General features: G+C 51.9%; 12 protein-coding genes, 1 other RNA gene and 1 pseudogene. 12 read left to right on the top strand and 2 right to left on the bottom strand.

Features of this window, described 5'->3' with window-relative positions; translation table 11 throughout:
- The coding region (locus tag B4N58_RS05810; RefSeq protein ID WP_291746884.1) for a hypothetical protein at window positions 1-454 on the top strand (454 nt) is incomplete at its 5' end.
- 1 nt (window position 455) lies between these two features.
- On the opposite strand, the gene B4N58_RS05815 is transcribed toward B4N58_RS05810, so the two are convergent.
- On the bottom strand, window positions 456-1,637 hold the full coding sequence (locus B4N58_RS05815; protein ID WP_291746888.1) for a M20 aminoacylase family protein: 1,182 nt from the start codon (window positions 1,635-1,637) through the stop codon (window positions 456-458).
- A gap of 105 nt (window positions 1,638-1,742) precedes the next feature.
- Here B4N58_RS05815 and B4N58_RS05820 point away from each other — a divergent pair, with 105 nt between their 5' ends.
- The gene (locus B4N58_RS05820) at window positions 1,743-2,834 is read left to right on the top strand and encodes an aminopeptidase (protein ID WP_291746891.1); all 1,092 of its coding nucleotides are present in this window, start codon (window positions 1,743-1,745) and stop codon (window positions 2,832-2,834) included.
- Here B4N58_RS05820 and B4N58_RS05825 read toward each other — a convergent pair.
- On the bottom strand, window positions 2,829-3,632 hold the full coding sequence (locus B4N58_RS05825; protein WP_291746894.1) for a class II glutamine amidotransferase: 804 nt from the start codon (window positions 3,630-3,632) through the stop codon (window positions 2,829-2,831). The two genes, B4N58_RS05820 and B4N58_RS05825, sit on opposite strands and share 6 nt — an antisense overlap.
- A 53-nt stretch (window positions 3,633-3,685) precedes the next feature.
- On the opposite strand from B4N58_RS05825, the gene B4N58_RS05830 reads away from it, so the two are divergent.
- The 10 genes and pseudogenes from B4N58_RS05830 to B4N58_RS05875 all read left to right on the top strand — a co-directional run.
- Entirely contained in the window at window positions 3,686-5,032 is a 1,347-nt protein-coding gene (locus tag B4N58_RS05830; protein ID WP_008250383.1) for a glycerate kinase type-2 family protein, read from the top strand.
- A gap of 61 nt (window positions 5,033-5,093) precedes the next feature.
- Window positions 5,094-6,215 carry a dihydroorotase gene (pyrC, locus tag B4N58_RS05835; RefSeq protein WP_291746899.1) on the top strand — a complete coding sequence of 374 codons (1,122 nt, stop codon included), beginning with the start codon at window positions 5,094-5,096 and terminating at the stop codon, window positions 6,213-6,215.
- Window positions 6,216-6,290: 75 nt separating this feature from the next.
- A pseudogene (locus tag B4N58_RS15660) lies at window positions 6,291-6,914 on the top strand (DUF3025 domain-containing protein); the annotation flags it as partial.
- 131 nt (window positions 6,915-7,045) lie between these two features.
- Window positions 7,046-7,450, top strand: an RNA gene (gene rnpB, locus B4N58_RS05845) — RNase P RNA component class A.
- Between the two features lie 228 nt (window positions 7,451-7,678).
- Window positions 7,679-8,107, top strand: a complete 429-nt coding sequence (gene mraZ / locus B4N58_RS05850) for a division/cell wall cluster transcriptional repressor MraZ (RefSeq protein ID WP_008250386.1) — start codon at window positions 7,679-7,681, stop codon at window positions 8,105-8,107.
- A gap of 2 nt (window positions 8,108-8,109) precedes the next feature.
- Window positions 8,110-9,081, top strand: a complete 972-nt coding sequence (gene rsmH / locus B4N58_RS05855) for a 16S rRNA (cytosine(1402)-N(4))-methyltransferase RsmH (protein WP_291746904.1) — start codon at window positions 8,110-8,112, stop codon at window positions 9,079-9,081.
- The gene (ftsL, locus tag B4N58_RS05860; RefSeq protein ID WP_008250388.1) at window positions 9,069-9,350 is read left to right on the top strand and encodes a cell division protein FtsL; all 282 of its coding nucleotides are present in this window, start codon (window positions 9,069-9,071) and stop codon (window positions 9,348-9,350) included. The genes rsmH and ftsL overlap by 13 nt, the downstream gene beginning before the upstream one ends.
- A gap of 34 nt (window positions 9,351-9,384) precedes the next feature.
- Window positions 9,385-11,103, top strand: coding sequence for a peptidoglycan D,D-transpeptidase FtsI family protein (locus tag B4N58_RS05865; protein WP_083797157.1), 1,719 nt, complete (start codon window positions 9,385-9,387; stop codon window positions 11,101-11,103).
- Complete coding sequence (locus tag B4N58_RS05870; protein ID WP_291746908.1) at window positions 11,100-12,596, top strand: UDP-N-acetylmuramoyl-L-alanyl-D-glutamate--2,6-diaminopimelate ligase; 1,497 nt, start codon at window positions 11,100-11,102, stop codon at window positions 12,594-12,596. Before B4N58_RS05865 ends, B4N58_RS05870 begins: the two co-directional genes overlap by 4 nt.
- Window positions 12,589-13,883: UDP-N-acetylmuramoyl-tripeptide--D-alanyl-D-alanine ligase (locus tag B4N58_RS05875; protein WP_291746911.1), on the top strand; the 1,295-nt coding region annotated here is incomplete at its 3' end. The genes B4N58_RS05870 and B4N58_RS05875, both read left to right, overlap by 8 nt.

Raw genomic sequence — 13,883 nt, forward strand, 5'->3', positions numbered from 1 at the left:
GTGTCTTTCGACCAGAATACGCAGTCATTTTGATGAAGCAGATGAATTGGGTTACCAGCAGGCCTTTGGTGTCAATCAATTGTTGTTTGCCAGGTTGCCTGAAGATGCCTTGTATGCGGCTGCAGTCGGTTTGAATCCCACTTTAATAGTAGACGCTGTTCGAAGGGCGTCGAATATGAGTCTGGTGTCCACCTTTGATTTGCACGCTGACGTTTTTCGTGTGCTGTCAGTACCGGTCAATAGGTTACTTGATCGGAAAACACAAAGTTTTGTGATCGAGTCCGAGGTTTTTGAGGAGCTGATGATTGTCCAGGGAAGGTCTTGGCTGCCACTAAAGAAAAGTGGCAAGGTTCATTCCCTGACTCTTTTGCCGAGTCAGGGTGAGTTGCTAGTCATGGGGCGGCGCCCAAAAGAATATGAGTTTGAGGCTTTGTTGGGCTATCAAGTGAAGTGACTCATGTGTTCTCGAGAAAGGCTTGCGTAATTGCCAGCCACGCCGTAACACCCAGTGGGAGTATTTTGTCGTTGAAGTCGTAGCTTGGGTTGTGCAAGGTGCACGGCCCTATGCCATGCCCATGGGTGCGGTGTCCGCCATCTCCATTGCCGATCCACAAGTATGCTCCGGGTTTGTGTTGAAGCATAAAGGCAAAGTCTTCTGCACCCATGGTCGGTGGAAGATTGGTGTGAACCGCCATTACTTCCGGTATTTGTTGTAACGCATTTTTCGCCAATTCGGCCATGTCAGCTGAATTGATGGTGGGCGGATACTTGCGCTCAAATTCCATTTCAGCGGTGGCACCAAAAGCGGCACAAAGCTCGGTGCTCAGCTTTCTCATGTGCTGCTCAATCAGGTCCAGTGTTTCAATACTGAAGGTACGGACGGTGCCTTGCAATACCGCATGATCGGGTATCACATTGATTGCTTCGCCTGCTTGAATCTGGGTGACTGACAATACTGCGGGTTCCACAGGTTTGCAGCTTCTGCTAACTATGGTTTGAAACGCGAGAATAAGTTGTGCTGCAATAACTACAGGGTCGATACCCAGATCGGGCATGGCTGCATGCGCACCTTTGGCTTGAATTTTTACTGAAAATTCATTGCTGGATGCCATGACCGCTCCAACGTGTGCTGCAAATTCACCTTCTTGCAAGCCAGGCCAGTTGTGCATGGCAAATACTGCATCGACTGGGTAGCGCTGAAAAAGTCCATCGTCGATCATGCGTTGTGCTCCGGCCCCGCCTTCTTCTGCCGGTTGAAAAATAAGCGCAACACTGCCCTTGAAGTTGCGATTTTCAGCAATTTCCTGGGCGGCACCCAACAGCATGGCCACGTGACCATCATGGCCACAAGCGTGCATTTTGCCGGGGTGGCGAGACGCGTGAGGAAATTGGTTCCGTTCCTGGATGGGTAAAGCATCCATGTCGGCTCGCAGACCGATCATTTTGCCTGGTCCCTGAGTTCCTTGAATCAGGCCAACCACACCAGTGCGTCCAATCCCGGTTTCCACTGCGTATCCAAGTTCAACAAGTCGCTTGGCGACAATGTCAGCGGTACGGTTTTCTTCGTAACGCAATTCGGGGTGGGCGTGGATGTCTCGACGGGTATTGACCCAGGATTCAATTTTGCTCGGATTCACAACAAACTTCGCTGGTTGGTACAGGCGTTAAGAATCGCAGGTTTTGCTCTCCGTGGCAATCACCGTGCTTTACTATGAATGTTCTTCACACGAGGTAGGGCAGGAATGATTCAGCGAAGTGCGTTGGTGGGCTGGATGCTGGCTTGCATTTTTCTATTGAATGCTTGCAGCACGGGGGCTTACTTTTGGCAGGCCACAACTGGTCACTTGAAAGTCTTGGCTGCCGCAGAAACCATAGACGACATATTGTCTCGTCCTGATGTTCCCGAGAAATTACGGAATCAATTGCAGCATGTTCAGGAAATTCGGGAATTTTCGGTGGCTCACTTGGTGCTTCCTGACAATCGCAGTTATCGGACTTATGCTGACTTGAATCGTGCCTATGCCGTATGGAATGTGGTCGCTTCCCAGTCTGACAGTTTGAGTTTGGAGACATGGTGTTTTCCGCTATTAGGTTGTATTTCTTACAAGGGATTTTATTCAGAGTCCAGTGCAGTGGACCTTGCGGATACCTTGCGTAAACAGGGTTTGGATGTCGCAGTTTTGGGTGTGCCTGCGTATTCAACCTTGGGTTTTACGCCAGACCCGGTTTTGAACACTTTTGTGAATTATCCAGCAGGTGAATTGGCTCGTCTGGTTTTTCATGAACTTGCACATCAGGTGGTTTATATCGCCGACGATTCGATGTTCAACGAAAGTTTCGCCACGGCAGTCGAGGAGTTGGGAGTGGTTGCCTGGCTGGCTGAGCCAGGGCGGGAGGCGTTGAAGACTCAATACGAAATATTCGATTCGCGCAGAAACGCTTTCAGACTGATGCTGGCGAAGGCCCGCGATGATCTGGAGCAAATTTATGAGAACCGCAACAAGTTGGACAAACAGCATGTTTTGAGATTGAAAAAAATGCGTTTTGATCAGCTATTGGCCGATTACGCGGCGTTAAAAGATTCTTGGGGTGGATGGGCTGGTTATGACCGGTTCATGGCTGAAGATTTAAACAATGCGAAGTTGGGCGTGTCGGGTTTGTACACTCAATATGTGTCTGCATTCAAATCCTTGCACAGGCTCTGTGATCAAAGTTTTTCACGTTTTTATGCCGCAACCGAAGCATTGGGTGAATACTCTCGCGATCAGCGTGAAAGGGTGCTGACCGAGTTGCAACTAGGCGAGCCCTTGTCTTTTGGCTTCAAATGTTTATGAAAGCAGGCAGTGGCCGTTCTTCAATACAGGTCTGCCATCTTCGAACACCAAAAAAGATTGGGGTTCAAAAGGTGTCCAAATTTCGTCGTCAGTGAGCGCAGCGGTTGCAATCACCGCGACTCGATCATTCTGTGTGGTCACGGCACCAAAGTCGACTTGGATGTCGCAGTCGACCAAATGTGCGGCTTTAAATGGATGCGCGCGAACAATGTACTCAAGCTTTGTGGAACAGTGTGTATACATCGCTTCGCCGTTGGACAGCAGCATGTTGAATGTGCCGTGTTCCGCGATCTTGGAACACACCGGGCGGAGTACCTCATCCACTTCAGCGACACTGGGGCGGTTGTTCGCAGTGCGGTAGCCGAATTTGTTTTTCAGGGTTTGCAGCAATAGGCAGAATGCGAGTTCGCTGTCAGTTTCACCAATGGGCAAAAAGTCGCCTTGAAGACTTGGGTTGAAATCTTTCAGATCGCCGTTGTGCGCAAATACCCACGCCTGCCCCCAAAGTTCTCGAATGAACGGATGGCAGTTTTGGAGTTTAACCTGTCCGACTGTGGCTTTGCGTATGTGGGAAATCACGTTGTAAGAGCGGATTGGGTAGTTTCGGATCAATTCCGCCACTGGCGAATCGGATGCGGGGCGATGGTCGATGAAGCATCTTGCCGCAGAGTCCTCAAAAAATGCGATGCCCCAGCCGTCTGCATGTTCATCGGTCAGGCCGCCTCTTTTGGCAAAGCCTTCAAACGAAAATTGGATGTCGGTTGGCGTGTTGCAGTTCATGCCGAGCAATTGACACATGGTTTAATTGGTAAATTGTTGATTAATTGATTTTTTATTTTAAGAGACTTTTCATGTCTGAGAAGGATGATTTTTACAAAGACCTTTTAACTGAGGTTTTTGATGTGGGTGTTTTGGCAGCGCAGCCCGATCAAGCGTTGAAGGAAGCCTGGCAAGAGCAAATCATGCCTTGGTTGAGCCAACTGGCCCCAGAGAGAGAGCGGGTTTGGGTTTTTGGGGCGGGCAAGGCAGCTGCATCCATGGCCAAGGCCTTGGAGGGTGTGGTTGGCTCAACAGAGAAACTGCAAGGTTTTGTAGTAACCCGGCGTGGACATGAGGTTAAAACTTCGACCATCGAAGTGGTTCAGGCGGCGCATCCTGTGCCGGATGAAGATGGTCAACGTGCTGCGCGCAGGCTGCACAAAGCCATTTCGGAGGTGCCCTCTAGTGACGCAGTAATCGCGCTGGTGTCGGGGGGCGGTTCAAGTTTGCTCAGTGTGCCGGTTCGCGACATTCCTTTTGTTGATTTACAGCAGTTGAACCGAGCTTTGTTGGCCTGCGGTGCGCCGATCGACGAAATGAATATTGTGCGCAAGCATGTGACCCAAACATTGGGAGGGCAGTTGGCGCAAATTTGCCGTGCACCCGTGTTTCAGTTGCTGATTTCGGATGTGCCGGGAGATGACCCTTCATCGATTGCATCGGGTCCGTTCAGTCCGGATGAGAGCACATTCCACGACGCCATGGAGGTGATTAAGCGGTGGGCAGTGCAAGTACCACATTCGATTGCCAGATATCTCGAGAAAGGGGTAAAGGGTACCGTGCCTGATACTCCCAAGCGCAGTTCGCTGGTTTTTCGCAAAGTGAAAACCCATTTGCTGGCCAGCAATTTAAAGTCGTTGAATGCGGTAACCCAGCACCTTGAGGGCAAGGGCTACAAGGTGCTCAACCTTGGCGACACCCTGGAGGGTGAGGCGCGTGATGTGGCACAGGTGCATGCAGCGATTGCAAGACAGGCGGCCATGGGCCAGGGAGGCTGGCCAGAGGCACCCTTGGCCATCATTAGCGGAGGCGAATGCACCGTAACCCTGAACGACACTCAGTTAAGGCAAGCGCGTGGCGGGCGGAATTCCGAGTTTTTGTTGGCCTTGGCTTTTTACCTTCGTGATTTGAACGCGCCCGTGGAGGTTGCCGCAATTGCCGCAGATACGGACGGAATTGACGGGATTGGCGGGCATGCTGGTGCATTGCTGTTGCCCGGCGACAGGCAATTGTGCAAGGCAGCCAAACTTGCCCCTCAGCTGCACTTGGACCAACACACCAGTTACGACTACTTTAAACGCTTGGACCGATTGTTGATGACGGGGCCCACGATGACCAATGTGAATGACTTGAGGATTATTTTGATCGGCAAGCCCTGAGAAATTCTGGGCAATCCGTGTAAGGTAAAATACACATCATTCCGAACTTTATTTGGCCCCAATGATTCAGACTATCCAAATTGCACCGCCCGATGATTGGCATTTGCACCTTCGCGACGGCGAGGCGCTGGAGTGTGTTGTTGCAGCCACGGCGCTGAATTTTCGGCGTGCGATTGTGATGCCCAATTTGAAACCACCCGTGACTACAGTGGATCAGGCTATGGCCTATCGTCAGCGTATTTTGGTTGCAGTGGAGAAAGCTTGTCAGACTGGTTGCTACTCTACTGAAGAGCAGGCGGTCATGCGTCTGTTTGAGCCCCTGATGGTCCTTTACCTGACTGGTGCTACCAGTCCGCAGGAAATTGAGAAAGCCGCCAGCAGTGGGGTGGTCCGTGCAGTGAAGTTGTATCCGGCCGGCGCCACTACGAATTCTGAGGCAGGTGTTTCAGATTTGTTGGGTCAGTGTGGCGCGGTGTTGGAGTCTATGGAGCGTCATGGTTTGCCTTTGCTGGTACATGGTGAAGTGACGGATGCGGATGTGGATGTGTTTGATCGCGAAGCCGCATTTGTAGAGACGGTGATGAAGCCTTTGCGTCGGCAGTTTCCAAATTTGCGCGTGGTGTTTGAGCACATCACCACTGAGCAGGCGGCTACTTTTGTGACTGAGAATTCTGGCCATGATGCGCAGGGCAGGTTGCTGCTGGCTGCAACCATCACACCGCAGCACCTGCTGTACAACCGCAACGCTTTGTTCAAGGGTGGTTTACAGCCCCACTGGTATTGCTTGCCGGTGTTGAAGCGTGAAGTGCATCGCAAGGCGCTGTTGAAAGCAGCAACTAGTGGTTTGCCGCAATTTTTCCTGGGCACAGACAGTGCCCCGCACGCCAGGCATTTGAAAGAAATGTCGTGTGGTTGTGCGGGTTGCTACTCTGCACCTTATGCCATGGCCATGTATGCGGAGGCCTTCGAACAGACGGGGGCGCTGGAGACCACTGAACTGTTTGAAAAATTTTGTAGTTTGAATGGCCCCGCGTTTTATGGTTTGCCTGTAAACGAAGGTGTGTTTGAGCTACAGCGCAGGTCTTTTGAGGTGCCACAAAAGCTGCCTTTTGTCACTGACAGTGGCATTGTGCCTTTGAGGGCAGGTGAGGTGCTGGATTGGACCGTCACCCGCCTTCGGTGACCGTTGGTGGCAAATTTAACGGTTAGTCCTTGGCTATGGCCGTATGGTGAAAACCAGGCCTGTTTCGATTCTCGAATGGATAGCGAGGGTGCCGTCTCTTGCCGCTTGAATGATCTGCGCAATGAGTCTGCCGAGGCTGCACCGGTTTTTGTTCATTCAACCGAAAACCTGGGGGCGATTGACTATGAACGCCTTGTGCACATTGGCCAGATCCCGACAAGAGATATTTCCCACGATTGGTATAACGGCCAAGTGTGGCTTGCCTTTCCCAAAGTAAAGCAACTGATCAATACGCTTCATGTTCAGGATGCTGTCAAATGTGCGGAACAGCCCGGTCGTCTGCCTGCCAATGGTCGAAGTCGCTTGCGCGATGCCCTGACTTTGTTTGATGAAAGCGGCGCGCTTCTGCTGACCACGGAGTGGTCGCTTTGCAATGCTTTGTTGCAGCACGATTGGAGGAGTTTGCTGCTTGATCAGCGAGGAAACTGGGATGCCCGGGCCAAGGTTCTTTTGTTGGGGCATGGCTTGCTTGATAGCATGAGCAAGGCTCACAAAGGTTTGTGTGCAAAGGTGGTGCCGGTGCAGGTTCCTTCGCTTGATATCGAATTACCAGAGTTGCAGCGATTGCTGTTATTTGTGGTGGAACAACTTCGCGCACCTGGTAACTTGAGCCCGTTGCCAGTGATGGGAGTTCCGGGCTGGTTTCGAGATTCTGAGCGACCGGGCTTTTACGACGATTCTTCTGTTTATCGCGCGAAGCCAACACGTGGGATTTCTTCATCTCATGAAAGATTGGCTTTTATTTGGGATGGGTCTACACTAACCCCCGGAAAGTGCGTCGGACAGTCGCTGCCTGAATTTCAGGGAGAGGAAAGTCCGGACTCCAGTGAGCACGGTGCTGGTTAACGACCAGGCGCTATAAGGTTTTGGTGACAAAACTGAAAGCGACGGAAAGTGCAACAGAAAACACACCGCCGATGGAAAGGCAACTTTCACAGGCAAGGGCGAACCGGAGGTGTAAGAGACCCCCGCAGACTTGGTAACAAGGCTGGCTAGGTAAACCCCACTTGGAGCAACACCAAATAGGCGCGCAGGCGCTTTCGGGCGTCAACGGCGCTCCCCGTGCGCGCGGGTAGGTGGCTTGAGCTGAAGAGTAATTTTCAGCCTAGAGGAATGATTGTCACTTTGGCTGCAAGGCCATTGAACAGAATCCGGCTTACAGGCGCGCTTTCTACTTCCCTTCATCAAGATTTAATTCCCAGGCGTTTCTTAAGACATTACTTTCAGTGTTGTCTTTATGCTCTTATTTTTTCAGTCATTTTTTCTGCGTTAATTTCTTCAAAGTGCTTCTAAGTCCTTGGTTGTAAAGCGTTTTCCCGAGAGAACTGCTTGACCACCCATTTCATAATGCGTAAAGTGGTGATTCGTGGGGATTTGTGTGATTTTGTGGGAAATTAATTCGCGTGTATCAGGGCAGTTCTTCCTTATCAATGGATGCAAAAGGGCGCATGAATGTGCCGCAGAAGCATCGTGATGCGCTGCAAACGCAGTGCGAGGGAGCCTTGACGCTTACAAAACACCCCAACGGTTGTTTGCTGATGTTTCCGCGCCCGGTTTGGGAGCAGCATCGAGAAAAAATTGCCGCTTGGCCCATGTCTGCCCGCCCTTGGCAGCGCATTTTCCTTGGTTTTGCAACAGATGTTGAAATTGATTCTGCAGGTCGTATTCTGGTGTCGCCAGAATTGCGGGAAGCGGCGTCACTGAGCAAGGAAGTCATGTTGCTGGGCATGGGTAGTCATTTTGAAATCTGGGATTCCACGCTGTTGAAGGTGGAAGAGGAAAAGGCAATTGCTGCGGGCATGCCTGAATCACTGAACGAATTTAGTTTCTGAAGGTGAGTACCGATGAACACATCCCCGTGCTACTTCAACCCACGGTTGACGCCCTGTTGCACACGCCCGACGGACTGTACCTCGATTGCACCTTTGGCAGGGGCGGACACAGCCGCGCTCTGCTCGAAAAGCTTTCAGCGCAGGGACAGTTGGTGGCTCTTGATCGAGACCCTCAAGCAGTCCGGGCTATGGGTGAAATCAAAGACTCCCGTTTTCGGGGAATTCGCAGCGCATTCGCCGATCTCGAGTCAGCGCTTGATTCACTGGGTATCGATCAAGTGGATGGTGTGTTGATGGATATCGGCGTCTCTTCACCCCAAATTGATCAGGCTGAGCGGGGATTCAGTTTCCGCCGGGATGGTCCACTGGACATGCGCATGGATCCGCAGACTGGAGAGTCCGCGGCCGATTTTCTTGCTCGGGCAGACGCCCGGGAAATCAAAGAGGTGATAAAGAATTATGGGGAAGAACGGTTTGCTGTTCAGATTGCAACAGCGATTGTTGCTCGCCGCACGGAGCGGCCGATCACTACAACACTCGACCTTGCCCAGATCGTGGCAGGGGCAGTTCGCACGCGGGAGCCGGGCCAGGACCCTGCAACGCGCACCTTTCAGGCTTTACGGATTCACGTCAACCAGGAGCTTGCGCAGCTCGAACAAGGTTTAACAGCGGCCTTCAAAAGATTGCGGGTGGGTGGCAGGCTGGCGGTGATCAGCTTTCACTCGCTTGAGGATCGGATCACAAAGCAATTCATCGAAAAGCTGGCGAATCCAAAATCGCAACAAGATGCGCGTTTGCGCAAGCTGCCCTTGCCTGAACCCACGCCGTTGATGAAAAAGCTGGATCGAATCAAGCCGACCAAAGAAGAGTGTGAGTTGAATCCGCGTTCCCGCTCATCCGTGCTGCGTGTGGCAGAGAAGCTGGCGGAATGGCCAGCCAGTTCTTCGGCCGGGGGGGGCACATGGGGCGCCTGAATATTCTGTTACTGGCATTGGTAATTTTCTGCGCCATGTTGGTGGTTGAACAACAGCACACTGCGCGAACCTTGTTTGTTGCCTTGGGTCAAGAGCAGCAGGCTGAACACCAGATAGAAGTGGCTTTTACGCGTTTGCAACTACAGCAAGTGGCCTTGGCCAAAGGTGAGCGTGTGGATGAAGTTGCACGGACAAGACTGGATATGAATCCCCCAGCCCCAGGCTCGGTGGTGTTCATGCAGTTGGAGGGAGGCTTTAAGCGTGAGTAAAGCAGTTCGGTTCGGCGGATCAGAATTGTTGGAAATGCGATTGCCAGCTTGGCGATCGCGTTTTGTTTTGGTGTGTATCTTTCTGGCCTTTGGTGGCTTGATTGCGCGCGCAGCTTACTTGCAGATTATTTCTAATGACTTTTTGCAGGAGCAGGGCGCCAAACGCCTGGAGCGTACGCTTCCACTTCAGGCGAGTCGAGGCAGTTTGCTGGATCGCAACATGGTGGTGTTGGCGCAAAGCGTTCCTGCCCAAGCTGTGTGGTATGACGGCCGCCGGATCGTTGATGCTAAAGATGAAGATTTGCGCAAACTTGCTGCTGTACTCGGCCTGAAGCCAGATCGAATGATTGCCCAGATGCGAAAAGACAGCAAGCGCGCATTTGTTTATCTGGACCGTCAGGTGGATTCCGATGTTGCTGCAAAAGCCAAGGCATTGAAAATTCCTGGTGTTGGGTTTGTGACCGAAAGCAAGCGCTACTACCCACAAGGGGAGACGATGGCGCATTTGGTGGGTTTTACCAGCATCGAGGACAAAGGCCAAGAGGGCGTTGAACTTGCATTCAATGACAGGCTGACCGGTGAGGATGGCGAGCGCAATGTGTTGCGCGATCGTCTGGGAAATGTGATTGAAGACATTCGCGAATTGCGCCCGCCGGTCAATGGACAGGATTTGGTCTTGTCCGTGGATGCTGATGTGCAATACATCGTGTTGTCTGAACTGAAAAAAGCGGTTGAACAGCACAAGGCAAGGGCGGCAGCGGCTGTAGTACTGGATGCGAAAACCGGTGAGTTACTGGCCATGGCCAACATTCCCACCTACGACCCCAACAACAGGGGGCAGTTGCATGGTGAGAAGTTGCGCAACCGTGTATTCACTGACATGTTTGAGCCCGGTTCAACATTGAAGCCTTTCGGTGTGGCCTTGGCCATGGACCAGGGCAAGGTGAAAGCCAGTACAAAAATTGATACCGGCAACGGTCGCATGTCGATCGGCCCCGCCACAATTAGTGATACAAAGCCGCACGGTGTCATGACTGTTGAGGAAATTATTCAGAAGTCCAGCAACGTGGGGACTTCCAAAATTGTGCTTGAGCTTGAGCGCAAGGATTTGTGGGACTTTTTCAATTTGCTAGGGTTCGGGCAAACTCCCTCAATTGCGTTTCCTGGTTCAGTGGCTGGTCGTGTGCGTCCCTGGAATAAATGGCGCCCCATTGAGCAGGCGACTATGTCGTATGGGCACGGTATTTCTGTGTCCCTGATTCAGTTGGCGCAGTCTTACACCATCTTTGCCAACAAGGGTCACTTTGTACCTGCGTCCTTGATTAAACGTGGGCCGCAAGACCCGGTGGTGTCCCATCGCGTTATCAGTGAGAAGGTTGCTGACAGCATGTTGCATATGCTGGAGTTGGCCTCTGGACCTGAAGGAACTGCGATCAAGGCCCAGGTGCAAGGCTATCGGGTTGCCGGTAAAACCGGTACAGCCCACAAGCAAGAGGGTGGACGGTACGTGAACAAGTATGTCTCGTCTTATGTGGGCCTGGCGCCTGTTTCTGACCCCCGTGTAATTGTCGCCATCATGGTGGATGAACCCAAGAGCGGTGTGTACTTTGGTGGTCTGGTTGCAGCACCAGTGTTCTCGACCATCACGAAAAGCGTATTGACCCGTTTGAATGTACAGCCCGATGCAATTGAATCTACGGAACAGTTGCGCAAGTTTGTGGCGGCACCGGGCGCTGCGGGGAGTCGCTTATGATTAGCGCATACCTGCATTCTGTATCTGAGGTGCTGGCCGAGCTTCATGAGCGCGGCTTTTATGCGGATTGCTCGGGCCTGGTGACGGATCACCGGCGCCTGACAGGACCTCGGGATGTGTTTCTTGCAGTACCCGGTGAAAAATTTGATCCGCGCAATTTGGCAGATGACTTGCTGACAGAGCAGCGTTGTGGTCTTGTATTGGTCGATTACGATGATCAGCGCGCCTACCAAAGCGCCAGTGTATTGCCAGTACTGCATTTGAAAACCATGTTGGCTGACCTGGCCTTTGGTTACTACGAAACCCCAAGCGATGCCATGACAATTATCGCGGTGACGGGCACCAATGGGAAAACCACAGTCACTCGCTGGTTGGCGCAGTCACTTAACCAACTCGGTAAAAAGGCTGCCGTGATCGGTACCTTGGGTTATGGCGAACCTGATCAGTTGAAGGCCCACACCGGTTTGACCACCCCAGATGTGGTGGGTGTTCATCACTTGCTACACGAGTTGCGGCAAGCCGGTTTCGATACGGTTTGTATTGAGGCTTCCTCGATTGGGCTTGAGCAGCGTCGATTGGCTTGTGTCAGCATTGATGTGGCTTTGTTTACCAATTTGTCTCAGGATCACCTTGATTATCACGGGGACATGGCTGCTTATGGCCGCTCCAAAATGATTCTGGCCAGCTGGCCAACTTTGCGATTGGCTGTAGTCAATGCAGATGACTCTTTCGGCGTGGAGTTTTTGGCGCATGTTCAGCACAGAAATATTGATTGCTCTGCTGTCGGGCATGTAAGCACTGCGGACTGCCAAATTGTAAGTGTTGCCCATCAGGAGAAGGGGCAACGGATTGAACTGAAGATCAATGGTGCAATTACCCAAATTGACACGCCCATTATCGGTGAATTCAATGCCGACAACATGGCTTTGGTATTTGCCACATTGGTGAGACTCGGGTATGACGCAAGCGAGGTGAAGAGGGCTTTGGCTGCGGTCACTCCTGCCCCCGGACGCATGCAACACATTGAAGGTGAGCCTGCGGTGGTGGTTGATTATGCACACACTCCTGATGCGCTGGAAAAGACGTTGTTGGCGCTTCGCCCTTTTGCCAACAAGCGTATGGGTAAGCTTTGGGTGGTGTTTGGTTGTGGTGGCGATCGAGACCGCAGTAAGCGCCCCTTGATGGGTGCAGCGGCAGTCGCAAAAGCTGATTTTGTGGTGCTTACGTCGGACAACCCGCGCAGTGAGAAACCTGAAACGATTCTGCAGGAAATTATTGCCGGGATCGACACATCTCGACAGAACAATATTCATGTTGAAGTTGATCGATCGGTTGCGATTGAATTTGCAGTTCGCAAGGCCAATTCTCAAGACGTGGTGTTGTTGGCGGGGAAGGGGCACGAAAGTACACAAACGATCGGTACTCAAGTCATTGCACATTCCGATGCGCAATGCGCATTGACTGCGCTGAGCAAGCGAGGTGCGCATGCTTGAGTTGAACTGGGCCTTTGAACACATTGCGACTGCTTTGAGCAAGTTGCTGATTGCGCAGGTAAACCAGGGTGTGCCGGAGTTACCAAGTGCTGTTCGTCTGATTCAAACAGACAGTCGACTGGTAGAAAAAGGCGATTTATTCGTGTGCCTGATTGGCGAGCGATTCGACGCACATGATTTTGCCGGGCAGGTCATGAAATCGGGTGCCGCGGCATTGGTAACCAATCGAGTACTTGATTTGCCGATTCATCAGTTTGTGGTGAACGACACTCGCCTTGCCTTGGGTGCGTTGGCCAGTGCCTGGCGACAGCAGTTTGATTTGAAAGTGTTGGCTGTTGTAGGCAGCAATGGAAAGACAACCAGTAAAGAAATGCTGGGTGGAATCTGCAAGGCGCAGTGTGGCGACGATCAGGTACTGGTGACCGCAGGTAACTTGAACAACGATATCGGTGTGCCACAAACATTACTAAAGTTGCGGCCTCAGCATCAAATGGCTGTGATCGAAATGGGCATGAATCATCCGGGCGAGATTGATTATCTGGCAGGGTTGGTAAAACCTGATGTCGTGCTGTTGACGAATGCACAGCGAGAGCATCAAGAATTCATGAAAACGGTGCTGGCTGTTGCCAATGAAAACGGCAGTGCCTTTACTCATTTGTCGTCAAATGGTTGTGCAGTGTTCCCGGTAAGTGATGAATTCGATGCCTGTTGGCAAGCGCTGTCAACCGGTAAAAGTACCTTGCGTTTTGGATCCGGTGCCGATTTCGAAATCTTGCCGCCCCGCAGTGATTTCGGGCAATCCGCCGTCGTGCTTCGTGCCTTGGATGCTCCGATCGAATTACGCCCTAACTTTATTGGCGAGCATAACTATGCTAATGCGGCAGGAGCCGCTGCTGCTGCACATGCTGCGGGTTGTACTCATGAGGCGATTCAAGCAGGTTTAAATGCATTTCAGCCGGTGAACGGTCGCCTGCAGGTTGCCCTGAATACGCCGTCGATATTGCTGATCAATGACAGTTACAACGCAAACCCTGATTCCGTGAATGCAGCAAGCAAAGTGCTGGGCCAGCAGGCAGGCAGTACTTTACTGGTGCTCGGTGACATGGGCGAGGTAGGTAATCAGTCAGATGAATACCATGCCGAAGTCGGGAGTTATGCAAAACAGGCTGGCGTCAAGCACTTGTATGCCTTGGGCGATGCGACCACTCACACAGTGCTGGCATTCGGTGAGGGCGCAATGCATTTCAAGAATATAGAAACCTTAATAGAAAACACCATGAATACAAC

The organism is Limnobacter sp. UBA3528 (genome assembly GCF_002377005.1).
Classification (GTDB): domain Bacteria; phylum Pseudomonadota; class Gammaproteobacteria; order Burkholderiales; family Burkholderiaceae_B; genus Limnobacter.